The organism is Pseudomonas frigoris (assembly GCF_047758635.1).
Taxonomy (GTDB): domain Bacteria; phylum Pseudomonadota; class Gammaproteobacteria; order Pseudomonadales; family Pseudomonadaceae; genus Aquipseudomonas; species Aquipseudomonas frigoris.
The window spans coordinates 6,060,607-6,085,503 of record NZ_CP180479.1 but is presented as its reverse complement, the minus strand read 5'-3'; the positions used below and the strand labels follow the sequence as shown (position 1 = coordinate 6,085,503).

Here is a 24,897-nt window from a genome sequence, read left to right as displayed (position 1 = left end):
TGTCGTCGGCCGCCGGGTGTGGTTATAATCGACCACTTTATGAGCAAGAAGCGCGTTATGCAGCTGGTTCGAGGCCTCCACAACTTGCGCCCCCAGCATCGGGGCTGTGTCGCCACTATTGGCAACTTTGACGGTGTTCACCGTGGCCACCAGGCTATCCTGGCGAGGCTCCGTGAGCGTGCGCTCGAGTTGGGCGTGCCCAGCTGCGTGGTGATTTTTGAGCCGCAGCCGCGAGAGTTCTTCGCCCCGGACACGGCGCCGGCCCGTCTGGCCCGGCTGCGGGACAAACTGCAGCTGCTGGCCGAGGAAGGTGTCGACCGGGTCCTGTGCCTGGCCTTCAACCAGCGCCTGAGCAAGCTCAGCGCCGCCGAATTCGTCGACACCATTCTGGTGGACGGCCTCGGTGTACAACATCTTGAGGTCGGTGACGACTTCCGTTTCGGCTGTGACCGGGTAGGGGATTTCGATTTCCTGCAACAGGCTGGCGTCCTTCAGGGTTTTACCGTGGAAGCGGCGCAGACTGTGGAGCTGGACGGTATTCGTGTCAGCAGCACCCAGGTCCGCAATGCCCTGGCCGCTGCCGATTTTGCCCTGGCCGAGCGACTGCTCGGTCGTCCGTTCCGGATTGCCGGGCGGGTCCTGCATGGCCAGAAGCTGGCGCGCCAGTTGGGTACGCCCACGGCCAACATACAACTCAAGCGTCGTCGCGTGCCGCTGACCGGGGTTTACCTGGTCAACGTCGACATCGACGGCAAGACCTGGCCAGGCGTCGCCAACATTGGCGTGCGGCCAACCGTTCAAGGTGATGGCAAAGCCCACCTCGAAGTGCATCTTTTAGATTTTGCCGGCGATCTGTATGACCGGCGTTTGACGGTGGTTTTCCACCACAAGCTGCGTGAAGAGCAGCGTTTCGCCTCTCTGGAGGCGCTTAAGACGGCGATCAATGCGGATGTTGCCGCCGCCCGTGCCCTGTCGCACCTAGCGCCAATCGCTAATGAAGAGCCTTAAATGACCGACTATAAAGCCACGCTAAACCTTCCGGACACCGCCTTCCCAATGAAGGCCGGCCTGCCTCAGCGCGAACCGCAGATTCTGCAGCGCTGGGACAGCATTGGCCTGTACGGTAAGTTGCGCGAGATTGGCAAGGATCGTCCGAAGTTCGTACTTCACGACGGTCCTCCGTACGCCAACGGCACGATTCACATCGGTCATGCGCTGAACAAGATTCTCAAGGACATGATCATCCGCTCGAAAACCCTGTCGGGTTTCGACGCGCCTTATGTTCCGGGCTGGGACTGCCACGGTCTGCCGATCGAGCACAAAGTCGAAGTGACCCACGGTAAAAACCTGGGCGCGGACAAAACCCGCGAACTGTGCCGTGCCTACGCCACCGAGCAGATCGAAGGCCAGAAGTCCGAATTCATCCGTCTGGGCGTGTTGGGCGACTTTGCCAACCCGTACAAGACCATGGATTTCAAAAGCGAGGCCGGTGAAATCCGCGCCCTGGCTGAAATCGTCAAGGGCGGTTTCGTGTTCAAGGGCCTGAAGCCTGTGAACTGGTGCTTCGACTGCGGTTCGGCCCTGGCTGAAGCGGAAGTCGAGTACGAGAACAAAAAGTCTTCGACCATCGACGTCGCGTTCCCGATTGCCGACGAAGCCAAGCTGGCTGCCGCTTTCGGTCTGCCGTCGCTGGGCAAACCCGCTTCGATCGTGATCTGGACCACCACCCCGTGGACCATCCCGGCCAACCAGGCGTTGAACGTTCACCCTGAATTCAACTACTCCCTGGTCGACGTCGGCGACAAACTGCTGGTGCTGGCTGAAGAGCTGGTCGAGTCGTGCCTGGCCCGTTACAGCCTGGAAGGCTCGGTCGTTGCGACCACCACCGGTAAAGAGCTGGAACTGATCAACTTCCGTCACCCGTTCTACGACCGTCTGTCGCCGGTTTACCTGGCCGAGTACGTTGAACTGGGCGCTGGCACGGGTGTGGTTCACTCCTCGCCAGCCTATGGCGTGGACGACTTCGTGACCTGCAAGAAGTACGGCATGGTCAACGATGACATCATCAATCCGGTACAAAGCAACGGCGTTTACGTACCGTCGCTGGAGTTCTTTGGCGGCCAGTTCATCTGGAAGGCCAACCCGGCCATCGTCGACAAGTTGACCGAAGTCGGTGCGCTGCTGCACACCAGCATCATCGAACACAGCTACATGCATTGCTGGCGTCACAAAACCCCGCTGATCTACCGTGCCACCGCGCAATGGTTCATCGGCATGGACAAAGAACCTGTGACCGGCGAAACCCTGCGCAAGCGCGCGATCAAAGCCATCGAAGACACCAAGTTCGTTCCGGCCTGGGGCCAGGCGCGCCTGCACTCGATGATCGCCAACCGTCCGGACTGGTGCATCTCCCGTCAGCGCAACTGGGGCGTGCCGATCCCGTTCTTCCTGAACAAGGAAAGCGGCGAGCTGCACCCGCGCACAGCCGAATTGATGGAAGAAGTCGCCAAGCGCGTCGAAGTCGAAGGCATCGAGGCCTGGTTCAAGATGGACGCGGCCGAGTTGCTCGGTGACGAAGCGCCGCAATACGACAAGATCAGCGACACCCTCGATGTCTGGTTCGATTCGGGCACCACGCACTGGCACGTTCTGCGCGGTTCGCACCCGATGGGCCACGAAACCGGTCCACGTGCCGACCTGTACCTGGAAGGTTCGGACCAACACCGTGGCTGGTTCCACTCGTCGTTGCTGACCGGTTGCGCCATCGACAACCACGCGCCGTACCGCGAGCTGCTGACCCACGGCTTCACCGTCGATGAGTCCGGTCGCAAGATGTCCAAATCTTTGGGCAACGTGATCGCGCCGCAAAAGGTCAACGACACCCTGGGCGCCGACATCATGCGTCTGTGGGTTGCTTCCACCGATTACTCGGGTGAAATGGCGGTTTCCGAGCAGATCCTGCAACGCAGTGCGGACGCTTACCGGCGTATCCGTAACACCGCACGCTTCCTGCTCTCCAACCTGACCGGCTTCAACCCGGCCACCGACATCCTGCCGGCCGAAGAAATGCTGGCGCTGGACCGTTGGGCCGTGGACCGCACCCTGCTGCTGCAACGTGAGCTGCAAGAGCACTACGGTGAATACCGCTTCTGGAATGTCTATTCCAAGATCCACAACTTCTGCGTGCAGGAGCTGGGTGGTTTCTACCTCGATATCATCAAGGACCGTCAGTACACCACTGGCGCCAACAGCAAGGCCCGCCGTTCGGCGCAAACCGCGCTGTACCACATCTCCGAAGCGCTGGTGCGCTGGATCGCGCCGATCCTGGCATTCACCGCTGACGAACTGTGGGAATACCTGCCGGGCGAGCGTAACGAATCGGTAATGCTCAACACCTGGTACGAAGGCCTGACCGAGCTGCCGGAAAACGTCGAGCTGGACCGCGCCTACTGGGAGCGGATCATGGCGGTGAAGGTCGCGGTCAACAAGGAAATGGAAATCCAGCGCGCAGCCAAGGCCGTCGGTGGCAACCTGCAAGCCGAAGTGACGCTGTTCGCCGAAGAGGCGCTGAGCGCCGACCTGGCCAAGCTGAGCAACGAACTGCGCTTCGTGCTGATCACCTCGACTGCTACTGTTGCACCATTCGTTCAGGCGCCGGCCGATGCCGTGGTCACCGAAGTCACCGGTTTGAAACTGCAAGTGGTCAAGTCGAGCCACGCCAAGTGCGCCCGTTGCTGGCACTGCCGTGAAGACGTCGGCGTGAACCCGGAGCATCCGGAAATCTGCGGTCGTTGCGTCGATAACATCAGCGGCGCTGGCGAGGTTCGTCACTATGCCTAATGCGGCTGGCCGTTTCGGACGGCTGAGCTGGCTCTGGTTGAGTTTGCTGGTCCTGGTCATCGACCAGGCCAGCAAGTTCTACTTCGAAGGCAAGCTCGAGATGTTCCAGCAAATCGTGGTGATCCCCGATTTGTTCAGCTGGACCCTGGCCTACAACACGGGCGCAGCGTTCAGCTTCCTGGCCGACAGCTCCGGCTGGCAGCGCTGGCTGTTTGCCCTGATCGCGGTCGTGGTCAGTGCGGTGCTGGTGGTGTGGCTCAAGCGTCTGGGACGCAACGAAACCTGGCTGGCCGTCGCTTTGGCGCTGGTGCTGGGTGGCGCGCTGGGTAATCTGTATGACCGCATTGCCTTGGGCCATGTGATCGATTTCATTCTGGTGCATTGGCAGAACCGCTGGTATTTCCCGGCGTTCAACTTTGCCGACAGTGCAATCACTGTCGGTGCCGTAATGCTTGCGCTGGACATGTTCAAAAGCAAAAAAACCGGAGAAGCCGTTCATGACTGAACAGGTATTGGCTGAGCAACGCATCCGCCAGAACACGGAAGTCACCTTGCACTTTGCACTGCGCCTGGAGAACGGCGACACCGTCGACAGCACCTTCGACAAAGCCCCGGCGACCTTCAAGGTCGGTGACGGCAACCTGTTACCAGGGTTCGAAGCAGCGCTATTCGGCTTCAAGGCTGGCGACAAGCGTACGCTGACGATTCAGCCGGAAAACGCTTTTGGCCAACCCAACCCGCAGAACGTACAGATCATCCCGCGCTCTCAGTTCAAGGACATGGAACTGTCGCCTGGCTTGCTGGTGATCTTCAACGATGCGGCCAATACTGAGTTGCCCGGCGTGGTGAAGGCATTCGATGACGAGCAAGTGACCATCGACTTCAACCACCCGTTGGCCGGCAAGACATTGACCTTTGACGTCGAGATCATCAACGTCAAATCGTTGTAACTGACCGGAAACGGTCAAAATGTGGGAGCGAGCTTGCTCGCGATGAGGACCTGACATTCAACATTGATGTCGACTGATACTCCGCCATCGCGAGCAAGCTCGCTCCCACATAGATTTCACTGTTCTCGGACCTTGTGTTCGATCAACAGGCAGGCATTACTTTTTCTTGCGCGCAAGACACGAGGCACAGCATGCAAATCAAACTAGCCAACCCCCGTGGCTTCTGCGCCGGTGTGGACCGGGCGATCGAAATCGTCAACCGCGCCCTGGAAGTCTTCGGGCCGCCGATCTACGTGCGCCACGAAGTGGTCCACAACAAATTCGTCGTCGAAGACCTGCGTGCTCGCGGGGCGATCTTCGTCGAAGAGCTGGATCAGGTGCCGGACGACGTCATTGTGATCTTCAGTGCCCACGGTGTTTCCCAGGCCGTGCGCACCGAAGCCGCCGGTCGTGGCCTGAAGGTGTTCGACGCCACTTGCCCGCTGGTGACCAAGGTACATATCGAAGTGGCACGCTACAGCCGCGACGGCCGTGAATGCATTCTTATCGGCCACGCCGGTCACCCGGAAGTCGAAGGCACCATGGGCCAGTACGATGGCAGCAATGGTGGCGCGATCTATCTGGTCGAAGACGAGAAAGACGTCGCCGCCTTGCAGGTGAGCAACCCTGAAAAACTGGCGTTCGTGACCCAGACCACCCTGTCCATGGACGATACCAGCCGCGTCATCGACGCACTGCGTACGCGCTTCCCGGCGATCGGTGGCCCGCGCAAGGACGACATCTGCTACGCCACGCAAAACCGTCAGGACGCGGTCAAGCAACTCGCCGACGAATGCGACGTGGTACTGGTGGTCGGCAGCCCGAACAGCTCCAACTCCAATCGCTTGCGTGAACTGGCCGAGCGCATGGCCACCCCTGCCTACCTGATCGACGGTGCCGAAGACCTGCAAAAGAGCTGGTTCGAGGGTGTCGAGCGAATCGGCATCACCGCTGGCGCCTCCGCACCGGAAGTCCTGGTGCGTGGCGTGATCCAGCAGTTGCAGGCGTGGGGTGCTACCGGCGCCGATGAACTGGCCGGTCGCGAGGAGAACATCACCTTCTCCATGCCTAAAGAGTTGCGCGTCCGCTCCCTGCTTTAACGCTTTTGCCTCCTGGGCACAGCGCCTGCTCAGCCTTATGGCTGCGCAGGCTGACGCGGCCGGTCGCGGCCAGCACCACCTGGAGCTGAGTGACCGGTTCGCGAGCTGCGCAAATGTGCAGTGTCCCCGCTTGAAAGGCCCGTCCGGGCATCTGTGGCTCGCCAATACTGTTGAAGCGTATGTATCGCCTGACCGGCCAATTGCCGACAATCGGCACCCGAGTGCCACTCGCGCGCTCAACCAGCAGCGGATTGCTGTTGTCCTCCGCCCCTTTGCCACTGATATCCAGAATGATCCGCCAGCCCTGACTCCAGTCGCTGTTGATGGCGTGAATCACGACACTCTGGTTGCGTGTGATGGCAACGGTTCTGGCGTTGCGTATACCGCTGATAAGCGACTCTGCCACCTGCTCGCGATGGTTCGATTCAGTCAGTGCTGCAAATGCCGGACTGACCAATAGCAGAACAATCCCGACAATTGTCAGTCCCATGAGCAGTTCGATCAGGCTGAAACCTCGCTGATGCATGTCATCTCCCTCCCTGGAGTGCTGCGGCCCGCGCGGTCCCTGCGCGAGTAATGGCAAAACAACCGAACACCTGTCGGTCGAATGCTCTAGCGTGTAGAAGCAGGTATAGCCGACGGCAACGGAGGGCACCGATGGATCATCGTACAAAAGGTTTCACGCTGATCGAGTTGCTGATTGCGCTCGCGGTGTTTCTGATACTGATCACCCTGGCTGTACCAGCGTTTACTCGTTCGGTGCAAAGCACCAAGGCCGACACCGAAATCGGCGATCTGCAACGCGGACTCAATTTCGCACGACTGGAGGCTATCGACCGTGGTGTCACCACCCGGCTGCGCCCGACAGCCGGCGGTAGCGTCTGGACCGGGGGATTGACGGTCTATGACGGTACTGGCAATTCGGCCAATGTATTGCGGGTTGTACCAGCGATGAGCAGCGGGGCGACTCTGACGCTAACCTTTGGAGTGACCGTCATCGATTTCAACAATCTGGGCGGGTTGTCGGCACCGTCCACGGCGGTAGTGATCAGCTATGTACTGGGGGCGCAAAGCAGGACGCTGAATGTGTGTTTGAACGGACGAATTCTATTGGGTGGAAATTGCGGATGAGGGGATGGAGCAAGCGTGCACAGGAGGGCATGACGCTGATCGAAGTCTTGGTTGCGTTGTTGATTCTGAGCGTGGGGCTGTTGGGGGCGGCAGCGATTCAGCTCAATGCGCTGAAGTACACGGACAGCTCGCGGATGACCAGCCAGGCGAGTTTTATCGCCTACGACATGATGGACCGCATTCGCGCCAACTCCGCTGCCGATTACACCGTCACGCCGCCGACCTCGGGTAACTTGAGCGTCGCCCGGGATCAGGACCTCTACGACTTCACGACCAACATCGTCAATTTCGGCGGCGCCACGGCTACTGGCAGCGTTACGCTCAATCAGCGGGTGTACACCATTACCATCACCTGGGATGACTCGCGGGCTGCCAATGTCGCCAATTCGCGGCGCAGCTTCATCCTGACCAGTCGAGCCACCGTTGACCCGGTGTCGACGCCATGAACCGGTCCAGCAGAGGTTTCGGCCTGATCGAGTTACTGATCGCCCTGGCATTGAGTTTGGTCGTGGTCCTGGGCGTGGCGCAGATATTCATCGCGGCCAAGAACACCTATGTCAGCCAGAACGCCGCTGCCGCCATGCAGGAAGACGCGCGTTTCGCACTGAGCAAACTGATTCAGGAAATTCGTATGGTCGGGATGTTCGGTTGTCTGGGGGCTATCACCGATTCAAGTTCGGCGGGTGACTTCAATGCCAGCCAGACAACGCCGATCAGTTGGGATAACGCCAACCTCAAACTGACCCTGGTGACAGCGGATGTCGGCGGCAGTGGTGGGGTACCGACCTGGACCGTGGTTTCCGATTGTCGGAACAATGCAACGGCCTACACCGGCGTCCGGGTTCCGGGGTCGGGAGAGCTGGCGTTTCCGATCCGGCGCTTGATCTACAGCTTCAGCAACAATCAACTGCTGATGGGTGTCGGCACCGGCACGCCGGCTCAGGCGGTGCTGGTGAACAACGTCAGTGCCTTCAACGTGAGCTTCGGCCTCGCCAGTTCCGCTACTGATGTGGCCGCCTCCAGTTACAGCAGCAACCCCACTGATCCGGCGCGCATCCGTAGTGTTCGCCTGACGTTGACCCTCACCGACCCGAACAACCGGGTAGGCAATCAAACCTTCAACGTGGTTGCCGCTCTGCGCAACCGCTTGCCATGAGGGGAGGGCCGATGAGTATTTCTCCCGAGACCCCTCACTCCCAGCGCGGCATGGCGCTGCTGGTCAGCCTGGTGTTTCTTCTGTTGCTGACACTGATCGGCCTTTCATCGATGCAAAACGCCACCCTTCAGGAAAAAATGGCCGCCAGCGTGACCTTGCGCAATCAGTCGTTCCAGGGCGCCGAATCGGCGTTGCGCGTGGGTGAAAGCGCGGTGCAACTGGATACCTATTCTCTGCCGGTCTGCAGCGGCACTACCCAATGCGCGCCACCGGCCGAGTCGTCGACAATCACCGGTGCCGGTTTCAATTCCACTTCGGGGGTGACCTGGATCGCCTCCGGCAGCGGTTTTTACGGGGTGCAGAACATCGGCACCACCCTGACCGCCGTGAATGTGCCGAGCAACACCTCGACAACGCTGTACCGGGTGACCGCCGTGGGCATCGCGGGCAACTCGCGCAGTGTGGTGGAGAGTATCTATGCGAAATATTGAGGCGCGCACAGGTTGGCGCCATCGGTTGTTGCAGTTGTTCTGCGGCGCGGTTTTGAGCCTTTATCTGGCAGCGCCGACTTACGCCTTCACGCCCTCGGATTCGCCGCTGTTGAACGCCGCCGCCGTGACCCCCAATGTGATGCTGTTACTCGATGACTCGGGGAGTATGAACAACATTATCTGGGCGGCAGGCTTCGACCCGACAATCGCGCGCACTCCGGTGACTATTTGCCTCTCGAATGGTTCTTGCTTGAGAGGGCGGGAACTTGACATGACCGATAGCAATATTTCCTTGTCGAGTTTGACTCGGGGAACCTGTTCGAAAGGATGGTACGGTTTTTATAACAACAGTTTCCTCGGTCTGGATTCACTCTGTCTGAAGCTTCCCGATCCGGTAGGGGGGGAGGACACGCGGTATACGGCAAATTACTTGTCCTTTCTGATCAGTCTGGCCAACAAATCAGATCGGGATTTCACTGATGGCTCGATCCCCAATGATTACCGGATGAACGTGGCGCGCAACGTTTCCACGATGTTGGTGGCCGGCAACCGCGATCTGCGCATCGGCCTGTCGACGTTCAATCTGGCGGTCGGCAACCACAAGAATGACGGCGGTTATATTGCCCGTTCGGTCAGTGATATGTCGGCGGTCAGCGGCGCAGTGACCCAGGCTCAGGCCAATACCAACTACAACGCACTGATCGACGCGATCAATGAACTGAGCGCGGAAGCCAATACACCGCTGGCAGAAGCCTATTACGAAATCACCCGCTATTTCCGTGGCATGGCGCCATACAACAATTCGACGCCCACCACCTATACCAGTCCGATTCAGGACCGCTGCCAGAAAAATTACGGGGTGGTGATTACCGATGGTCTGCCGACCTACGACCGAACCTTTCCCACCGGCGATCCGCTGGGTGGCAGCCAGTTACCGAACTGGGACGGTGTCAGCAATAACGATGGCGCCAACCTCTCCGGCGACGATGAGGGCGACACCCTGTACCTGGATGACATCGCCAAGTTCGCCTTCGACATCGACATGCGCACGACCGGCACTGATGCTGCGGGCAAAAACTGGGACGCAGTGGATTTTCCCAAACAGAACATGAACACCTACACCGTGGGGTTCGCCATCGCGAACCAGATGTTGTCGGACGCGGCGACTTACGGGCAGGGCAAGTATTACCAGGCGACCGACAGTGCAGGACTCAACAGTGCACTGTCGTCGGCGCTGAGCGACATCACCTCCAAGGGCGGCTCCGGCGGGGGGGGCGTTGCCAGCGGTACCATTCTGGCCAGCGGTTCGAGTTATTTCCAGACCAGTTACGATCCCAAGGATTGGCGCGGCACGATCAAGTCCTACGGATTTACCTCCGCTGGCGCGGTCAACACCGCCTCGGTGTTATGGACCACTGATACCGCCATCGTGCCCGGTGCCACGGCGCCGACCTATCAATCCTGGAACACCCTGACCAATGCGGCCGTGACGCTGGCCTACGCCAGTTTTACGTCAGCCCAGCAAACTTCCCTCAACCAGGGTTTGCCCACCGGCATCACTGGCAGCGATCTGGTGGAGTGGAGCAAGGGCACCAACAAGGCCGGCTTGAAAGTGCGCAGTGTGCTACTTGGCGACATCATCAATTCGCCATTGGCCCTGGCATCGCCCACGGATAAAACCGCGTCCGATCTGTCAGGCGACACCACTTACAGCACCTATCTGGCAACCAAAGCGGCAAGCATGAACGCCAGCCTCGTGGTGAACGCCAACGACGGCTTTGTAAACGTCATCAGCACGGCCAACGGCACACGGCGTTACGCTTTTATGCCGTCCAGTGTGTTGCCGTCACTGCGCTACATCGCCGACCCCACTTACATAAACGGGGTGAGCCACAAGTTTCTGGTGGACGGCCAGGTGGGCGTGTTCGATGCCCAGCTCAACAGTGCCTGGAAAACCCTTGCGTTGGGCGGGACAGGGGCGGGGGGCAGGACCTTCTACGCATTGCAGTTGTTCGACGCCTCGGCTGGCAATGTGACCAAGGCTTTGTGGGAAATCAGCGCTCCGGCCACAGTAAGCACGGCGAACGTTTTCAATGATCTGGGTTATGCCTACGCACGACCGGAAGTGGCACGCTTGGCCGACGGTCGATGGGCGGCATTCATCTCCAATGGTTATGGCAGCAACTCCGGGGTGGCAGCGTTGTACGTGGTCGACATTCGCGACGGCTCGCTGATCAAGAAAATCGTGGTCGACGGCGCCGAAACCACCAACGGCCTGTCGTCGGTGAAGCTCAGGGTCAACTCGCAGAATGTGGTGCAGGCCGCCTATGGCGGCGACTTGAAAGGGCGTCTATGGAAGTTTGATTTGAGCGCCACCGCCCCGGAGTCGTGGGATCTGGCGTTTTCCCGCACACCGCTGTTTACCACCGCAGGTGGTGTCACCCAGCCGATCACCGCGCAACCATTGCTGGCGGACAATTCGTTGGGAGGGAAGGAAGTGTTTTTCGGCACCGGTAAATTCAACGAGACGGCCGACAAGACTAACAAAGACCTTCAAGCGTTCTATGCCGTGTGGGATGCGGAAGGTGGCTCCGGGCAAATCACAACGTCCAGTTTGCAGGCTCAGACGGTGACCGGTGTGTTCTCCGGTAGCAGTGGGCAATTCATCACCACCAGCCAGAACGACGTGACCTATCCGGCGAAAAAAGGCTGGTACCTGCCGCTGGTGTACAACAACGTGCTAACCGGTGAGCGGGTGATCAATCAGGCCAGTCTGGTGGCCGGCCGGATCGTGTTCACCACGGCCAGCGTGGACACCACCGACCCGTGCGCCAGTTTCGGTACCGGCAAACTGGTCGAGCTGGATGCATTCAGCGGTAAGATGCTCAATTACGCAGTGCTCGACAGCAATGGCGATGGGCTGGTCGACAGCAAGGATTCGATATCCAGCGGGGTGATTTTCACCGGTGGTATTCCGACACTGAACGCGATCGTCAACAATGCGGCCGGCAAGATTGTGAACGACTCCAGCGGTGGCATCAGCTCCCTGGTGGAGAAACCCGGCGGTGGCGGTAACCGTCGCATCATGTGGCGACAAATTCAGTAAGTGAGAGTTGAGGCATGCGCAGATCCAACCGAGGTTTTACCCTGATCGAAATCATGATCGTGATAGCGATCATCGGGATCGTTATCACCATTGGCTACCCGAGCCTCACCGAGTACGTAAAAAAAGGCCGTCGAACGGAGGTGGCCGGGCTGCTCTCCGAGCAGGCACAGATCCTCGAGCGTTTCTATTCGAAGAGTAATGTCTACACCGGCGTTGCAGGCCTGAGTGCTGGCAATGACTTTTACACCATTACCCAGACCCTGACTGATCAGACCTTCCTGCTGACGGCAGTTCGCAAGGCTGGCAAAGCTATGGAGACCGACAAGTGTGGAGATTTCACCATCACCAACACCGGTGTCAGAAGCATGGTCAATGCGGCGTCCGGGCTCGCCACCAAAGATTGCTGGGGTCGCTGAGTTCCTTTTTCGGGTGCCTTTTATGCCCACTGTCTATTTAACGGTTGGATCAGAACATGACCAGGCAACAGCAAGTGGTGATTGTCGGCGGCGGCGTGATTGGCCTGCTGACAGCGTTCAATCTCGCGTCCGAAGTGCAAAGCGTTGTGCTGCTGGATCGCTCGAACGTCGGTCAGGAGTCGTCCTGGGCCGGCGGCGGCATCGTCTCGCCGCTCTACCCGTGGCGCTACAGCCCGGCGGTCACCGCGTTGGCGCATTGGTCCCAGGATTTTTATCCACAGCTGGGTGAGCGACTGTTTGCAGCCACCGGTGTCGATCCCGAGGTGCATACCACCGGGCTGTACTGGCTGGACCTGGATGACGAGGCCGAGGCGCTGGCCTGGGCCCAGCGTGAAAACCGTCCGTTGCGGGCTGTGGATATCTCGGCGGCTCACGACGCGGTGCCGGTGTTGGGGAGCGGTTTTTCCCGTGCGATCTACATGGCCGATGTAGCCAATGTGCGTAATCCGCGGCTGGTGAAGTCCCTCAAGGCTGCGTTGCTGGCGCTGCCGAACGTAACGATTCATGAGCAGTGTGAAGTCAGCGGGTTTATCCGTGAAGGCGCTACGGTGGTCGGGGTGCAGACCTCGGCGGGAGCGATTCATGGCGATCAGGTGGTTCTGACTGCGGGCGCCTGGAGCGGTGATTTACTCAAGAGCCTGGGCCTGGACCTGCCGGTCGAACCGGTGAAAGGGCAGATGATTCTCTACAAATGCGCAGCGGATTTCCTGCCGAGCATGGTTCTGGCCAAGGGGCGTTATGCGATTCCTCGGCGCGATGGGCACATTCTGATTGGCAGTACGCTGGAGCATCAAGGCTTCGACAAGACGCCGACCGAATCTGCCCTGGAGAGCCTGAAGGCATCGGCGGTGGAGTTGATTCCTGCACTGGCGGATGCCGAGGTCGTGGGGCACTGGGCCGGGTTGCGACCGGGTTCGCCGGAAGGTATTCCCTACATCGGTCGGGTGCCAGGGTTCGAAGGGCTTTGGCTTAATTGCGGGCATTACCGTAATGGCTTGGTGCTGGCGCCAGCGTCGTGTCAGTTGTTTGCGGATGTGATGCTGGGGCGTGAGCCGATCATTGATCCGGCGCCGTATGCACCGGCTGGACGTATTTAACCGTTAGATATTGATTGCTTGCCCGATCGCCATCGCGAGCAAGCTCGCTCCCACAGTTGATCTGAGGTGTGTTCAGATTATGTGCACACCACTGAACCCTGTGGGAGCGAGCTTGCTCCGGGCGGCGTTCCGACGATGGGTCCCTCAATCCAATCCAAGTTTCTTGAGCCTGTAACGCATCGACCGGAATGAAAGATTCAACCGTTGAGCCGCCGCCGTGCGGTTCCAGCGGGTTTCTTCCAGGGCCTGGAGGATAAGGTTGCGTTCGACGTTTTCCAGGTAGTCTTCCAGGTTGTCGATCTGCGTCAGGTCCGGCACACCACCTTCCGGGTTGCAGTTGCCTTCGGCCAGTCGCAGGTCGCTGGCTTCAATTTGTTTGTTTTCGCACAACGTGTGAGCCCGTTCGAGCACGTTCTCCAGTTCCCGCACATTGCCGGGGAAGCGATAGTTTTTCAGCGCGTCGAGGGCTTGGGGGTGGAGTTTTGCGGCGGGTTGGCCAGTGTTGATGGCCAAGCGTTTGAGCACGTGGCTGGCGAGGGATTCGATGTCGTCCCGGCGTTCGCGCAAGGGCGGCACCCTTAGTTCGATCACGTTCAACCGGTAGTACAAATCCTGGCGAAAGCGTTCGGCGGCGACTTCGGCGTCGAGGTCTTTGTGGGTGGCGCAAAGGATACGCACATCGACCACGGTTTCCTGTTGCTCGCCGACACCGCGAACGGCTTTCTCCTGTATTGCCCGTAGCAGTTTGACCTGCATCGCCAGCGGCAAATCAGCCACTTCGTCGAGAAACAGGGTGCCGCCATGGGCCGCCTGGAACAGTCCAGGTTTGTCTTCGATGGCACCGCTGAAGCTGCCTTTGCGATGCCCGAAAAATTCGCTCTCCATCAATTCTGACGGAATCGCCCCGCAATTGACCGGGATAAACGGTTGGCTGGCGCGCGGCCCTTGCTCATGGATCAGTCGCGCGACCAACTCCTTGCCGCTGCCGGATTCGCCGCTGATGTACACCGGCGCTTGGCTGCGGGCTAGTTTGTCGATGTGTTTGCGCAAGGCGCGCATGGGCGGTGAATCGCCCAGCAGCCGGCGATCGATGGCGACGCCGGTGCCGCCCGGCGCAGGCAACCGAAGCGCGCTGCTGACCAGTTCCCGCAGGCGAGTGAGGTCCACCGGTTTGGTCAGGAAGTCGAAGGCGCCGGCCTTGAGGGCGTTGATCGCCGTTTCCAGGCTGCCATAAGCGGTGATCATTGCCACGGGTACGTTTGGGTGGCGTTGCTGGATGTGTTGCACCAGCTCAAGGCCGGTGCCGTCCGGCAAGCGCATGTCGGTGAGGCACAGGTCGAAGGTCTCTCGCGAGAGCAGGGCCTGGGCTTCGCCGAGGTTGCGGGCACTGAAGGTGTCGAGTTTCATCCGGCCCAGGGTGATTTCCAGGAGTTCGCGGATATCCGGTTCGTCGTCGACGATCAGGACTTTTTGCCGTGGGCTCATGTTCAACTTTGTTTCCGTCCGTGAGCAAAAGTGATGCGAAAGCAGCCGCCTTGGCGTGTTTTGAAGTCTAGGCGGGCCTGGTTGCTTTCGCACAGCTCACGGGACAGATAAAGCCCCAGGCCGGTGCCTTGGGGGCTGGTGGTGAAGAACGGTTCGAACAAGTGCACGTGATGCTCCGGTGCCACGCCGGGGCCATCGTCCAGGATCTCGAGGACCGGCAGCTGGCTGTCCAGGTCAACAAACAACTCGAGCCAGACCTGTGCCAGGTCGTGATTCAAGGCGCTATGGCGCCAGGCGTTACGCAACAGATTGTCGAGAATCTGGGTCAGTTGGTCTGGGTCCATCAGGGTTTTGAAGTCTCCTGAGCCGATGCGCAGATGAATCTGCTGATGCTCGGCCGCCCCCTCGCGGGTTTCGTTGACGTATTGCTCCAGCCACGGCTTCAGATCAAGCCGTTGCGCTACGGTTTGCTGGCGGCGGGACAGTTGCAGGACGTTTTCGATTACCCGATTCATTCGCTGAGAGTGGTCTTGAATAATCTGTGTCAGACGTCGATCCGCGCGGTTCAGTTCCTCTGATTCTTGCAATAGCTGCGCGGCATGACTAACGGCGCCCAGTGGATTGCGGATTTCATGGGCGATACCGGCGGTCAGGCGACCGAGGGCAGCGAGCTTCAGTTGTTGGGCCTGTTGGGCGATTTGCGCGAGGTCTTCGAGAAAGACCAGGGTCTGGTGGTGTGGACTTTGGTCCAGGGCAATGAAGCTCGGTTGCAGCTCCAGACCACTACTGGCGACTTTCAGGCTCTGGGGGCGCAGCGTCGGATTGTTGAGCCACAGTTGCAGGCGTTCGACCAGGCTGGGTAAGTAGTCGTCGATCAGTTGGCCTGCAAGATTTTCCCTGCCTAACAGGTTCAAGGCGCTGTGGTTGGCCAGTTGAACCCGCCGCTTGTCGTCGAGTACCAGGATGCCGGTACGCATGCGTTGCAGGATCAGTGCGTTGAGGGCTTCGAGGCCGACGACTTCGCTGGCCCGTTGTTCGGCGAGGGTTTCGCTGACTTCCAGGCGTCGGATCAGCCCTTGCACCAGCAATGCCGCAGCAAAACACAAGGCGCCGAGCGTGCTGACTTGCAGGTAATCGTTGGGGGTGGCGGGATGGCTGAAACTCAGGAGGAAGCTCAGCCCGACGATGCCGAGCGCGCCAACCGCGGCAATCAGCAGGCCGATGCGCCCTCGCAACAAGGTGTTACTGATGGCTACCGATACGATCAGCAAGTTGCCGATGGCGCTGGCCACACCGCCGCCGGCGTAGAACAGACCGCACAGCAGCAGGACGTCGGTCAGCGCCAGGCTGAACAGTTGCGCCGGGCGCCGGGTGTTCCCGAGGAATACCACCAGCAGGATATTCAGCACCAGGTAAAACCAGCTGCCACTGCGCAGCAGGTCGTCATTGCTGAACGTCAGCAGCTGGTTGTCCATGTTGCTGGAGATCAACAGCACCAGGGTGATGCCGATGCTCAAGCGGTAAAGGTGATAGAGGCGCAGCAGTCGCTGGGCCTGTTTGCTGCCGGGACTGGAGGTCTCAGCGATCACTGGAGCCCGGGCCTTGCTCAAGATGAGCCTGGCTGCAATACCACTGTTGTTGAAGGCTCAGCGCGCGGTCGCGTGGCAGGTGTACGCCGCAATGGGCGCAGCGGACCATGGGCGCCGCTTCCAGCTCGGCAGGGGACTTGGGCACGGAAGCCTGGCCCTTGAACTTGCGCCAGAACCATACCGCAGCGGCAATCAGGGCGATCCAGAACAGTAAACGAAGCATGATGAGCTGCTATTCGACGAGTGATGAGCCAGTTTAGCCAAGGACATGACCAGCGCACAGCGTAATAATCGAGCCCATAAAAAAGGAGCCTCGAAAGGCTCCTTTTTGTACAACCCGATGTGTCAGTCAAACACGCCGAAGGTCATGTAGCTGAACCACGAGCGGTCGCTGTTATTGGCTTCGGACTCGTGTTGCTCTTCTTCGATCACGTCGCCATTTTCATCTTTAGGCTTGAGATCGTTCGGAATCGCGTCCTTGGCGTCCTGGAATTGCTTCTGCACGTCCTGGTTGGCGCGGGTTTCGCCCGGCGGCAGTGGTGGACGGGATTCGATCAGGCCCAGGGTCGCCTTGCTCAACCATGAACGGTTGTCGGCTTCGGCCACCGATGGCACGAACTGACCGTCCACCAGGCTTGGGTGCGTCGGGTAGTTGAGTTTCAGGGTTTCCAGGCTGGTGGCGGCCAGTTCGTCCAGGTGTAGACGCTGGTAGGCCTCTGTCATCACCGCCAGGCCGTCACCGACCGAAGGGGTTTCCTGGAAGTTTTCCACCACGTAGCGACCACGGTTCGCGGCGGCGACATAGGCCTGACGGGTCAGGTAGTAGTCGGCAACGTGAATCTCGTAGGCCGCCAGCAGGTTGCGCAGGTAGATCATGCGCTGCTTGGCGTCCGGCGAGTAGCGGCTGTTGGGGAAGCGGCTGGTCAGCTGGGCGAACTCGTTGTAGGAGTCGCGAGCGGCGCCCGGGTCACGCTTGGTCATGTCCAACGGCAGGAAGCGCGACAACAAGCCGACGTCCTGGTCGAAAGAAGTCAGACCCTTGAGGTAATACGCGTAATCCACGTTCGGGTGCTGCGGGTGCAGGCGAATGAAGCGCTCGGCGGCGGACTTCGCAGCTTCAGGCTCGGTGTTCTTGTAGTTGGCGTAGATGAGCTCGAGTTGAGCCTGATCGGCGTAGCGACCGAACGGATAACGCGACTCCAGCGCCTTCAGCTTGGCTGTGGCGGCGGTGTAGCTATTGTTGTCCAGATCGTGCTGAGCCTGCTGGTACAGCTCGACTTCGCTCAGGTTTTCGTCTACGACTTCCTTCGATGAGCAAGCAGCGGTCAATGCGAGGATGGCGATCAGCAGCAGGTGTTTCACTTGCATGGCGGCTTGCGTCCCTATGACGGCCGCTGTCTTGGGCGGGGCCGTCCTGTTATGATGAGCGCCCCGTTGAATAGCCTCGGGGCAAAAGACGCCGTATTTAACCACAAGCGCGCAGCCGAAACCAAAGGCTGTGCCGACGCCTAGTCTGAGCATGTCCGATAAAATTGAACTTCGCGCAGAGGTGCCGTCCGAATTGGGCGGCCAACGCCTCGATCAAGTCGCCGCACAATTATTCGCTGAGCACTCGCGCTCGCGCCTTTCCGCCTGGATCAAAGACGGCCGCCTGACTGTGGATGGGGCGGTTATCCGCCCGCGAGACATCGTTCATGGTGGTGCCATTCTTGAACTCACTGCCGAGCAGGAAGCTCAGGGCGAATGGATCGCTCAAGACATCGAGCTGGACATCGTCTATGAAGATGACGACATCCTGGTGATCAACAAACCCGCGGGTCTGGTGGTGCATCCTGCCGCCGGTCATGCCGATGGCACCTTGCTCAACGCCTTGCTGCACCACGTGCCGGACATCATCAATGTGCCCCGCGCCGGTATCGTGCATCGCCTGGACAAGGACACCACCGGTCTGATGGTGGTGGCCAAGACCATTCAGGCGCAGACACAGCTTGTCACGCAATTGCAGAGCCGCAGCGTAAGCCGGATCTACGAGTGCATCGTGATCGGTGTGGTGACTGCCGGCGGCAAGATCAACGCGCCGATCGGTCGTCATGGTCAGCAACGCCAGCGCATGGCCGTGATGGAAGGTGGCAAGCAAGCCGTCAGTCATTACCGCGTGCTCGAGCGTTTCCGCTCCCACACTCACGTGCGGGTGAAGCTGGAAACCGGTCGTACGCACCAGATTCGTGTGCATATGGCTCACATCAACTTCCCGTTGGTCGGAGATCCTGCCTACGGCGGTCGTTTCCGCATTCCGCCGGCAGCCAGTGTGACCATGATCGAATCGTTGAAGGCGTTCCCGCGTCAGGCGCTGCATGCGCGGTTCCTGGAGCTGGATCACCCGACCACCGGTAAACGCATGAGCTGGGAATCGCCACTGCCGGACGATTTCGTCTGGTTGCTGACGCTGCTCAAGCAAGATCGTGAGGCGTTCATCGGATGAGTGACTGGCTGATTCCCGACTGGCCTGCGCCTGCCGGGGTGAAAGCCTGCGTTACCACCCGTGCGGGCGGCGTCAGTCTGGCGCCGTTCGACAGCCTCAACCTCGGCGATCACGTCGATGACAGCCCCGAAGCTGTTGCCGAAAACCGCCGTCGCCTCACCGATCATTTCTCTATTCAACCGGCCTGGTTAAAGCAGGTTCACGGCATTGCCGTGGCCCACGCAGACCCAAGCCAGGTGGCCACTGCCGATGCCAGCTGGACGGCAACGCCCGGTATTGCCTGTACGGCGATGACCGCGGATTGCCTGCCTGCATTGTTTTGCGACCGTGCAGGTACTCGCGTCGCGGCGGCCCATGCCGGTTGGCGCGGGTTGGCGGCGGGTGTGCTGGAAGCGACTCTAGACACGCTGGCCGTGCCACCAGAAGAAGTGCTGGTCTGGCTCGGCCCGGCCATAGGCCCGCAAGCCTTTGAAGTCGGCCCTGAAGTGCGCGAAACTTTCGTCGAGCAATTGCCCGAAGCCGCCAAAGCCTTCGTACCGAGTCAAAATGCTGGCAAATTCATCGCTGACATTTACGAGCTGGCGCGCTTACGTCTGGCGGCTCGCGGTGTCACCGCTGTTTATGGTGGCGGTTTCTGTACCGTGACCGATCCACGCTTCTTTTCTTACCGCCGCAGTCCACGCACCGGTCGGTTTGCCTCCCTGATCTGGCTCGAACGCTAGAATTAGCTGACCTACATCAACGTCACGACGCTTGAAACTCCCAGAATCGACCGCATCTATAACGGTATCTGGCAGGTTTCTTCATTCAGGATGTTTTATAGGTCCGGCCTGCTCAAAAGGAAGGTGACCCATGCGTATAGACCGTTTAACCAGCAAGTTGCAGTTAGCCTTGTCCGACGCCCAATCCCTGGCCGTCGGCCTCGATCATCCGGGGATTGAACCGGCGCACTTGATGCAAGCCATGCTTGAACAGCAGGGTGGTTCGATCAAACCCCTGTTGATGCAGGTTGGCTTTGACGTCAACAGCCTGCGTAAAGAGCTGACCAAAGAGCTCGACCAACTGCCAAAAATCCAGAACCCGACCGGCGACGTCAACATGTCGCAGGATTTGGCGCGCCTGCTCAATCAGGCCGATCGTCTGGCCCAGCAGAAGGGTGACCAGTTCATCTCCAGCGAGCTGGTGTTGCTCGCCGCCATGGACGAGAACAGCAAGCTCGGCAAATTGTTGCTCGGCCAGGGCGTCAGCAAGAAAGCCCTGGAAAACGCGATCAACAACCTGCGCGGTGGTGAGGCTGTCAATGACGCCAACCACGAAGAGTCGCGTCAGGCGCTGGATAAATACACCGTCGACCTGACCAAGCGTGCCGAAGAAGGCAAGCTCGATCCGGTGATCGGCCGTGACGACGAAATTCGCCGGACCATTCAGGTCCTGCAACGCCGCACCAAGAACAACCCGGTGCTGATCGGTGAGCCTGGCGTGGGTAAAACTGCCATCGCCGAGGGCCTGGCCCAGCGCATCATCAACGGCGAAGTGCCGGATGGATTGAAAGGCAAGCGTCTGCTGTCCCTGGACATGGGGTCGCTGATTGCCGGTGCCAAGTACCGTGGCGAGTTCGAAGAGCGCCTCAAATCCCTGCTCAACGAACTGTCGAAGCAGGAAGGACAGATCATTCTGTTCATCGACGAACTGCACACCATGGTCGGCGCCGGTAAAGGCGAAGGCTCGATGGACGCGGGCAACATGCTCAAACCCGCCCTGGCTCGTGGTGAGCTGCACTGCGTCGGCGCGACCACGCTCAACGAGTATCGCCAATATATAGAGAAGGATGCGGCCCTCGAACGGCGCTTCCAGAAAGTGCTGGTGGACGAGCCGAGCGAAGAAGACACCATCGCGATTCTGCGTGGCCTGAAAGAGCGTTATGAGGTTCACCACAAGGTGGCGATCACCGACGGCGCGATCATCGCTGCGGCCAAGCTCAGTCATCGCTACATCACTGACCGTCAGCTGCCGGACAAAGCCATTGACCTGATCGACGAAGCGGCTAGCCGCATCCGCATGGAGATCGACTCCAAGCCCGAAGTGCTCGATCGTCTGGAGCGTCGTCTGATTCAGCTGAAGGTGGAATCCCAGGCGCTGAAGAAAGAAAGCGACGAAGCCGCGATAAAACGTCTGGAAAAACTCCAGGAAGAAATCGTTCGTCACGAGCGCGAGTACTCGGACCTGGAGGAAATCTGGAACGCGGAAAAAGCCGAAGTCCAGGGTTCTGCGCAGATCCAGCAGAAAATCGAACAGTCCCGTCAGGAACTGGAAGCTGCCCGCCGCAAAGGCGACTTGAACCGCATGGCCGAGTTGCAGTACGGGATCATCCCGGACCTGGAGCGCAGCCTGCAAATGGTCGACCAGCACGGCAAAACTGAAAACCAGTTACTGCGCAGCAAGGTGACCGAAGAAGAGATTGCTGAAGTCGTTTCGAAGTGGACCGGCATTCCGGTGTCGAAAATGCTCGAAGGCGAGCGCGACAAGCTGATGAAGATGGAAAGCCTGTTGCACCAACGTGTGATCGGCCAGGACGAAGCGGTGATTGCCGTTTCCAACGCCGTGCGGCGGTCCCGCGCCGGTTTGTCCGATCCTAATCGCCCGAGCGGCTCGTTCATGTTCCTCGGCCCTACCGGTGTCGGTAAAACCGAGCTGTGCAAGGCGCTGGCCGAGTTCCTCTTTGATACGGAAGAGGCGATGGTGCGGATCGACATGTCCGAATTCATGGAAAAACATTCCGTGGCTCGCCTGATCGGCGCGCCACCAGGCTACGTAGGCTATGAAGAGGGCGGTTACTTGACCGAGGCGGTGCGTCGCAAGCCTTATTCGGTGATCCTCCTGGACGAGGTCGAGAAGGCCCACCCGGACGTTTTCAACATCTTGCTGCAAGTGCTGGAAGATGGCCGACTGACCGACAGTCATGGCCGCACGGTGGATTTCAAAAATACCGTGATTGTCATGACCTCAAACCTCGGTTCGGTGCAGATCCAGGAATTGGTCGGTGATCGTGAAGCGCAGCGTGCGGCGGTGATGGATGCGATTTCCACGCACTTCCGGCCGGAGTTCATCAACCGGGTCGATGAAGTGGTGATCTTCGAGCCGTTGGCTCGGGATCAGATCGCGGGCATTACCGAGATCCAGTTGGGTCGCCTGCGCAGTCGCCTGACCGAGCGCGAGCTGAAGCTTGATCTCAGCCCTGAGGCCATGGATAAGCTGATCGCGGTAGGTTACGACCCGGTTTACGGCGCACGGCCGCTCAAACGAGCAATTCAGCGCTGGATCGAGAACCCGCTGGCGCAGCTGATTCTGTCCGGTCGTTTCATGCCGGGCGATACCGCCAAGGGTGTCGTGGAAAACGACGAAATCGTCTTCGTCTGATCCCTGGCCACAGTAAAAGAGAGGAGGCCTCGCATTGCGAGGCCTTTTTTTCGCCAGGCTGTTGAACTGAAAGGAAAAGGCTTGTAAAGTGCGCCCCGCAGTAAGTCGCCCTTAAGGGTTCCCGCTCCCCAAGCAGGAATCTGAAATAAGTTGCAAATCATTAACTTGAAAGCAATTTAGGGGGTTGACAGAGGTGCTTAAGATTGTAGAATAGCGCGCCTCAGACACACGAACGCAGCGATGCGAACGGGTCGAAGAGGTGAAGCAAGCTTCACAGTTGTAAATTGAAATATCAGTAGTAATTGAAATATGTAGTTCCGTGATAGCTCAGTCGGTAGAGCAAATGACTGTTAATCATTGGGTCCCAGGTTCGAGTCCTGGTCACGGAGCCAATTTCAAGCCGGGGTATAGCGCAGTCCGGTAGCGCGCCTGCTTTGGGAGCAGGATGTCAGGAGTTCGAATCCCCTTACCCCGACCATTTTTGGGTCGTTAGCTCAGTTGGTAGAGCAGTTGGCTTTTAACCAATTGGTCGTAGGTTCGAATCCCACACGACCCACCATTTTTGAAACCAGTTAACGCTGGGGTCAGATCTTAAGATCAGAGGCCAAAAGCACTGATCGAAGAAGGCGACTTTTTAAAGGTCGCCTTTTTATTACCGGGGTATAGCGCAGTCCGGTAGCGCGCCTGCTTTGGGAGCAGGATGTCAGGAGTTCGAATCCCCTTACCCCGACCATATTAAAAATCTTCGTATCGAAAGATACGGGGATTTTTTTTGTCTTCGATTTTTTGTCTTCGAGAAATAACACTTCAGTCATCGTACAACTTGCCGATAACGAGGCGACGGGGTACTGCCGAAACAACGCCCCTTATCCAAGCCACTACAAGAAAAGGGCGTTCGTTATGGTGCTTCGTCAGTTAAATATCGCTCCTCGGGCAGCCTTGGGGTTCGCCCTGATAGCCGTATTGGTCGCTTTGCTCGGGATTTTTGCCCTGGGGCAGATGTCGAGCATTCGCGACAGCGAGGTGGCGGTGGAGAAACAATGGCTGCCGAGCATTCGCGGTGGTGACGAGATCCGCGAAATCATGCTGCGCATCCGTACCATTTCCCTGCGCATGGCCCTGGATCAGGATCCGAAGAACATTCCTGTCTACCGTGGCCAGATGGACACTCGCGACAAAGAGTTGAGCCAGAAGATTGCGGCTTATGATCAGTTGGTCAACACCGCAGAAGGCAAGGCCTTGTATGACCAGTTCAAAACCACCTTCGCGGATTATCGCTCCGGCATTGCTCAATCGTTCTCCCTGGCCGAACAGGGTCGCCGTGACGAACTGACCAAACTGCTGCTGATCGACATGAAAACCGTGGTCGATGGATCCGGCAAACAGCTCACAGACCTGGCGGATCTGTTCGCCAAAAAAGTCGCCGCCGAGAGCCAGAAATCCGCAGCGCATTACGAAACTTCGCGGATGATCGTCAGCCTGTTCATCGCATTGGCGGCGTTGGCCACCGTCGGCCTGGCCATGCTGCTGACCCGCAGCATCGTCAAACCGTTGAACGAAGCGTTGAATGCCGCGGAAAACGTGGCACGAGGCGACCTGACGCGCCCCATCGAAACCCATGGCAACGATGAAGTGAGTCGCTTGATCAAGGCGTTGGCGACCATGCAGCGCAACCTGCGTGAAACCTTGCAAGGTATCAGCGGCTCGGCGGCGCAATTGGCGACAGCGGCTGACGAGTTGAATGCGGTCACGCTCGACAGCACGCAGAACCTGCAACAGCAGAACAACGAGATCGAACAAGCGGCGACGGCTGTCACTGAAATGACCACCGCGGTGGAGGAGGTCGCTCGCAACGCGGTGTCTACCTCCGATGCCACGCGCCAATCCAGTGAGTCCGCGCACGCGGGCCAGGAGCGGGTCAGCGAAACAGTCACCGCCATCGGCGCCCTGGCCAGCGATGTGCAGATCACGGGCGGATTGGTGCAGTCCCTGGCCAACCAGTCTCAGGACATCGGCAAGGTGCTGGATGTGATTCGTGCGATTGCCGAGCAAACCAACTTGCTGGCCCTCAACGCTGCCATTGAAGCGGCGCGCGCCGGGGAAAGCGGTCGCGGTTTCGCAGTGGTTGCCGATGAAGTCCGCGCGCTGGCTTATCGCACGCAGCAATCGACTCAGGAAATCGAGCAAATGGTTCAGGGCATGCGTAACGGCTCAACTCAGGCGCTGGATTCCATGCAGGCCAGCTCAACCCGTGCGGCCAGCACGTTGGCCTTGGCCGAGCGTGCAGGCGAAGCGTTGCAGACCATCACCGCGTCGGTCCATCAGATCCACGAGCGCAATCTGGTGATCGCCAGCGCTGCCGAAGAACAGGCACAGGTGGCACGTGAAGTCGACCGTAACCTGGTGAATATTCGTGACCTTTCGGTGCGATCTGCTGCCGGGGCGGATCAGACCAGCGCGTCCAGCCATGAGCTGTCTCAGCTGGCCAATGCCTTGCAGGGCATGGTGCGGCGCTTCCAGCTTTAAATGTTCCAGACA

21 protein-coding genes and 4 tRNA genes are annotated in these 24,897 nt (G+C 59.1%); 20 read left to right on the top strand and 5 right to left on the bottom strand.

All coding sequences use genetic code 11. The annotated features are described in order from the left end of the window. Positions 1-57: 57 nt before the first annotated feature. From ribF to ispH, 5 genes are all read left to right on the top strand, one after another. Positions 58-1,008 (top strand): bifunctional riboflavin kinase/FAD synthetase, encoded by a 951-nt coding sequence (gene ribF, locus ACMXYH_RS28085; RefSeq protein WP_008154932.1) that lies wholly within the window; start codon positions 58-60, stop codon positions 1,006-1,008. Then, positions 1,009-3,840, top strand: a complete 2,832-nt coding sequence (ileS, locus tag ACMXYH_RS28080; protein WP_415765597.1) for an isoleucine--tRNA ligase — start codon at positions 1,009-1,011, stop codon at positions 3,838-3,840. Further along, positions 3,833-4,345, top strand: a complete 513-nt coding sequence (gene lspA, locus ACMXYH_RS28075) for a signal peptidase II (protein WP_129441088.1) — start codon at positions 3,833-3,835, stop codon at positions 4,343-4,345. The genes ileS and lspA overlap by 8 nt, the downstream gene beginning before the upstream one ends. A gap of 7 nt (positions 4,346-4,352) precedes the next feature. Beyond that, positions 4,353-4,790 carry an FKBP-type peptidyl-prolyl cis-trans isomerase gene (gene fkpB, locus ACMXYH_RS28070; RefSeq protein WP_178082707.1) on the top strand — a complete coding sequence of 146 codons (438 nt, stop codon included), beginning with the start codon at positions 4,353-4,355 and terminating at the stop codon, positions 4,788-4,790. A gap of 191 nt (positions 4,791-4,981) precedes the next feature. Next, positions 4,982-5,929 (top strand): 4-hydroxy-3-methylbut-2-enyl diphosphate reductase, encoded by a 948-nt coding sequence (gene ispH, locus ACMXYH_RS28065; protein ID WP_415765596.1) that lies wholly within the window; start codon positions 4,982-4,984, stop codon positions 5,927-5,929. On the opposite strand, the gene ACMXYH_RS28060 is transcribed toward ispH, so the two are convergent. Continuing rightward, a complete protein-coding gene (locus ACMXYH_RS28060; protein WP_134422340.1) occupies positions 5,898-6,455 on the bottom strand; it encodes a GspH/FimT family pseudopilin in 558 nt (185 codons plus the stop codon). The genes ispH and ACMXYH_RS28060 overlap by 32 nt on opposite strands. Positions 6,456-6,586: 131 nt before the next feature. Here ACMXYH_RS28060 and ACMXYH_RS28055 point away from each other — a divergent pair, with 131 nt between their 5' ends. From ACMXYH_RS28055 to thiO, 7 genes are read left to right on the top strand one after another with little or no spacing between them, the layout of a single operon-like run. Further along, positions 6,587-7,060 (top strand): GspH/FimT family pseudopilin, encoded by a 474-nt coding sequence (locus ACMXYH_RS28055; RefSeq protein WP_415765595.1) that lies wholly within the window; start codon positions 6,587-6,589, stop codon positions 7,058-7,060. After that, complete coding sequence (gene pilV / locus ACMXYH_RS28050) at positions 7,057-7,506, top strand: type IV pilus modification protein PilV (protein ID WP_415765594.1); 450 nt, start codon at positions 7,057-7,059, stop codon at positions 7,504-7,506. Before ACMXYH_RS28055 ends, pilV begins: the two co-directional genes overlap by 4 nt. Beyond that, positions 7,503-8,216 (top strand): PilW family protein, encoded by a 714-nt coding sequence (locus tag ACMXYH_RS28045; RefSeq protein ID WP_415765593.1) that lies wholly within the window; start codon positions 7,503-7,505, stop codon positions 8,214-8,216. Before pilV ends, ACMXYH_RS28045 begins: the two co-directional genes overlap by 4 nt. Positions 8,217-8,227: 11 nt before the next feature. Next, a complete protein-coding gene (locus ACMXYH_RS28040) occupies positions 8,228-8,707 on the top strand; it encodes a pilus assembly PilX family protein (RefSeq protein ID WP_415765592.1) in 480 nt (159 codons plus the stop codon). Beyond that, entirely contained in the window at positions 8,694-11,813 is a 3,120-nt protein-coding gene (locus ACMXYH_RS28035; RefSeq protein WP_415765591.1) for a pilus assembly protein, read from the top strand. The genes ACMXYH_RS28040 and ACMXYH_RS28035 overlap by 14 nt, the downstream gene beginning before the upstream one ends. A 14-nt stretch (positions 11,814-11,827) precedes the next feature. Beyond that, entirely contained in the window at positions 11,828-12,229 is a 402-nt protein-coding gene (locus tag ACMXYH_RS28030) for a type IV pilin protein (protein ID WP_415765590.1), read from the top strand. Between the two features lie 56 nt (positions 12,230-12,285). Beyond that, complete coding sequence (thiO, locus tag ACMXYH_RS28025) at positions 12,286-13,386, top strand: glycine oxidase ThiO (RefSeq protein WP_415765588.1); 1,101 nt, start codon at positions 12,286-12,288, stop codon at positions 13,384-13,386. A gap of 144 nt (positions 13,387-13,530) precedes the next feature. Here thiO and ACMXYH_RS28020 read toward each other — a convergent pair whose 3' ends face one another. The 4 genes from ACMXYH_RS28020 to ACMXYH_RS28005 all read right to left on the bottom strand — a co-directional run bounded on the left by ACMXYH_RS28020 (position 13,531) and on the right by ACMXYH_RS28005 (position 17,828). Then, entirely contained in the window at positions 13,531-14,871 is a 1,341-nt protein-coding gene (locus ACMXYH_RS28020; RefSeq protein WP_415765586.1) for a sigma-54-dependent transcriptional regulator, read from the bottom strand. Between the two features lie 2 nt (positions 14,872-14,873). Beyond that, positions 14,874-16,460 carry a sensor histidine kinase gene (locus ACMXYH_RS28015; RefSeq protein ID WP_415765585.1) on the bottom strand — a complete coding sequence of 529 codons (1,587 nt, stop codon included), beginning with the start codon at positions 16,458-16,460 and terminating at the stop codon, positions 14,874-14,876. Continuing rightward, on the bottom strand, positions 16,450-16,683 hold the full coding sequence (locus ACMXYH_RS28010; RefSeq protein ID WP_008037883.1) for a PP0621 family protein: 234 nt from the start codon (positions 16,681-16,683) through the stop codon (positions 16,450-16,452). Before ACMXYH_RS28010 ends, ACMXYH_RS28015 begins: the two co-directional genes overlap by 11 nt. Before the next feature lie 122 nt (positions 16,684-16,805). Next, on the bottom strand, positions 16,806-17,828 hold the full coding sequence (locus tag ACMXYH_RS28005) for an outer membrane protein assembly factor BamD (protein WP_415765584.1): 1,023 nt from the start codon (positions 17,826-17,828) through the stop codon (positions 16,806-16,808). 151 nt (positions 17,829-17,979) lie between these two features. Between ACMXYH_RS28005 and rluD the strand changes: the two genes are divergently transcribed. From rluD to ACMXYH_RS27965, 8 genes are all read left to right on the top strand, one after another. Further along, positions 17,980-18,942, top strand: coding sequence for a 23S rRNA pseudouridine(1911/1915/1917) synthase RluD (gene rluD / locus ACMXYH_RS28000; RefSeq protein ID WP_046048807.1), 963 nt, complete (start codon positions 17,980-17,982; stop codon positions 18,940-18,942). Continuing rightward, complete coding sequence (gene pgeF, locus ACMXYH_RS27995; RefSeq protein ID WP_415765583.1) at positions 18,939-19,664, top strand: peptidoglycan editing factor PgeF; 726 nt, start codon at positions 18,939-18,941, stop codon at positions 19,662-19,664. Before rluD ends, pgeF begins: the two co-directional genes overlap by 4 nt. 130 nt (positions 19,665-19,794) lie before the next feature. Further along, on the top strand, positions 19,795-22,359 hold the full coding sequence (gene clpB / locus ACMXYH_RS27990; protein WP_415765582.1) for an ATP-dependent chaperone ClpB: 2,565 nt from the start codon (positions 19,795-19,797) through the stop codon (positions 22,357-22,359). A gap of 316 nt (positions 22,360-22,675) precedes the next feature. After that, a tRNA-Asn gene (locus ACMXYH_RS27985) sits at positions 22,676-22,751 on the top strand. A 9-nt stretch (positions 22,752-22,760) separates the two neighbouring features. Then, positions 22,761-22,837, top strand: a tRNA-Pro gene (locus ACMXYH_RS27980). A gap of 5 nt (positions 22,838-22,842) precedes the next feature. Then, a tRNA-Lys gene (locus tag ACMXYH_RS27975) sits at positions 22,843-22,918 on the top strand. 97 nt (positions 22,919-23,015) lie between these two features. Beyond that, positions 23,016-23,092: transfer RNA gene (locus ACMXYH_RS27970), tRNA-Pro, on the top strand. 167 nt (positions 23,093-23,259) lie between these two features. Continuing rightward, positions 23,260-24,885 carry a methyl-accepting chemotaxis protein gene (locus tag ACMXYH_RS27965; protein WP_415765580.1) on the top strand — a complete coding sequence of 542 codons (1,626 nt, stop codon included), beginning with the start codon at positions 23,260-23,262 and terminating at the stop codon, positions 24,883-24,885. The last annotated feature ends 12 nt before the right edge of the window (positions 24,886-24,897 follow it).

Bases quoted from the DNA above. Each gene is read 5' to 3' on its own strand.
- ribF (WP_008154932.1), top strand. From the start codon at position 58: ATGCAGCTGGTTCGAGGCCTCCACAACTTGCGCCCCCAGCATCGGGGC.
- ileS (WP_415765597.1), top strand. From the start codon at position 1,009: ATGACCGACTATAAAGCCACGCTAAACCTTCCGGACACCGCCTTCCCA.
- lspA (WP_129441088.1), top strand. From the start codon at position 3,833: ATGCCTAATGCGGCTGGCCGTTTCGGACGGCTGAGCTGGCTCTGGTTG.
- ispH (WP_415765596.1), top strand. From the start codon at position 4,982: ATGCAAATCAAACTAGCCAACCCCCGTGGCTTCTGCGCCGGTGTGGAC.
- ACMXYH_RS28060 (WP_134422340.1), bottom strand. From the start codon at position 6,455: ATGCATCAGCGAGGTTTCAGCCTGATCGAACTGCTCATGGGACTGACA.
- ACMXYH_RS28055 (WP_415765595.1), top strand. From the start codon at position 6,587: ATGGATCATCGTACAAAAGGTTTCACGCTGATCGAGTTGCTGATTGCG.
- pilV (WP_415765594.1), top strand. From the start codon at position 7,057: ATGAGGGGATGGAGCAAGCGTGCACAGGAGGGCATGACGCTGATCGAA.
- ACMXYH_RS28045 (WP_415765593.1), top strand. From the start codon at position 7,503: ATGAACCGGTCCAGCAGAGGTTTCGGCCTGATCGAGTTACTGATCGCC.
- ACMXYH_RS28040 (WP_415765592.1), top strand. From the start codon at position 8,228: ATGAGTATTTCTCCCGAGACCCCTCACTCCCAGCGCGGCATGGCGCTG.
- ACMXYH_RS28035 (WP_415765591.1), top strand. From the start codon at position 8,694: ATGCGAAATATTGAGGCGCGCACAGGTTGGCGCCATCGGTTGTTGCAG.
- ACMXYH_RS28030 (WP_415765590.1), top strand. From the start codon at position 11,828: ATGCGCAGATCCAACCGAGGTTTTACCCTGATCGAAATCATGATCGTG.
- thiO (WP_415765588.1), top strand. From the start codon at position 12,286: ATGACCAGGCAACAGCAAGTGGTGATTGTCGGCGGCGGCGTGATTGGC.
- ACMXYH_RS28020 (WP_415765586.1), bottom strand. From the start codon at position 14,871: ATGAGCCCACGGCAAAAAGTCCTGATCGTCGACGACGAACCGGATATC.
- ACMXYH_RS28010 (WP_008037883.1), bottom strand. From the start codon at position 16,683: ATGCTTCGTTTACTGTTCTGGATCGCCCTGATTGCCGCTGCGGTATGG.
- ACMXYH_RS28005 (WP_415765584.1), bottom strand. From the start codon at position 17,828: ATGCAAGTGAAACACCTGCTGCTGATCGCCATCCTCGCATTGACCGCT.
- rluD (WP_046048807.1), top strand. From the start codon at position 17,980: ATGTCCGATAAAATTGAACTTCGCGCAGAGGTGCCGTCCGAATTGGGC.
- pgeF (WP_415765583.1), top strand. From the start codon at position 18,939: ATGAGTGACTGGCTGATTCCCGACTGGCCTGCGCCTGCCGGGGTGAAA.
- clpB (WP_415765582.1), top strand. From the start codon at position 19,795: ATGCGTATAGACCGTTTAACCAGCAAGTTGCAGTTAGCCTTGTCCGAC.
- ACMXYH_RS27965 (WP_415765580.1), top strand. From the start codon at position 23,260: ATGGTGCTTCGTCAGTTAAATATCGCTCCTCGGGCAGCCTTGGGGTTC.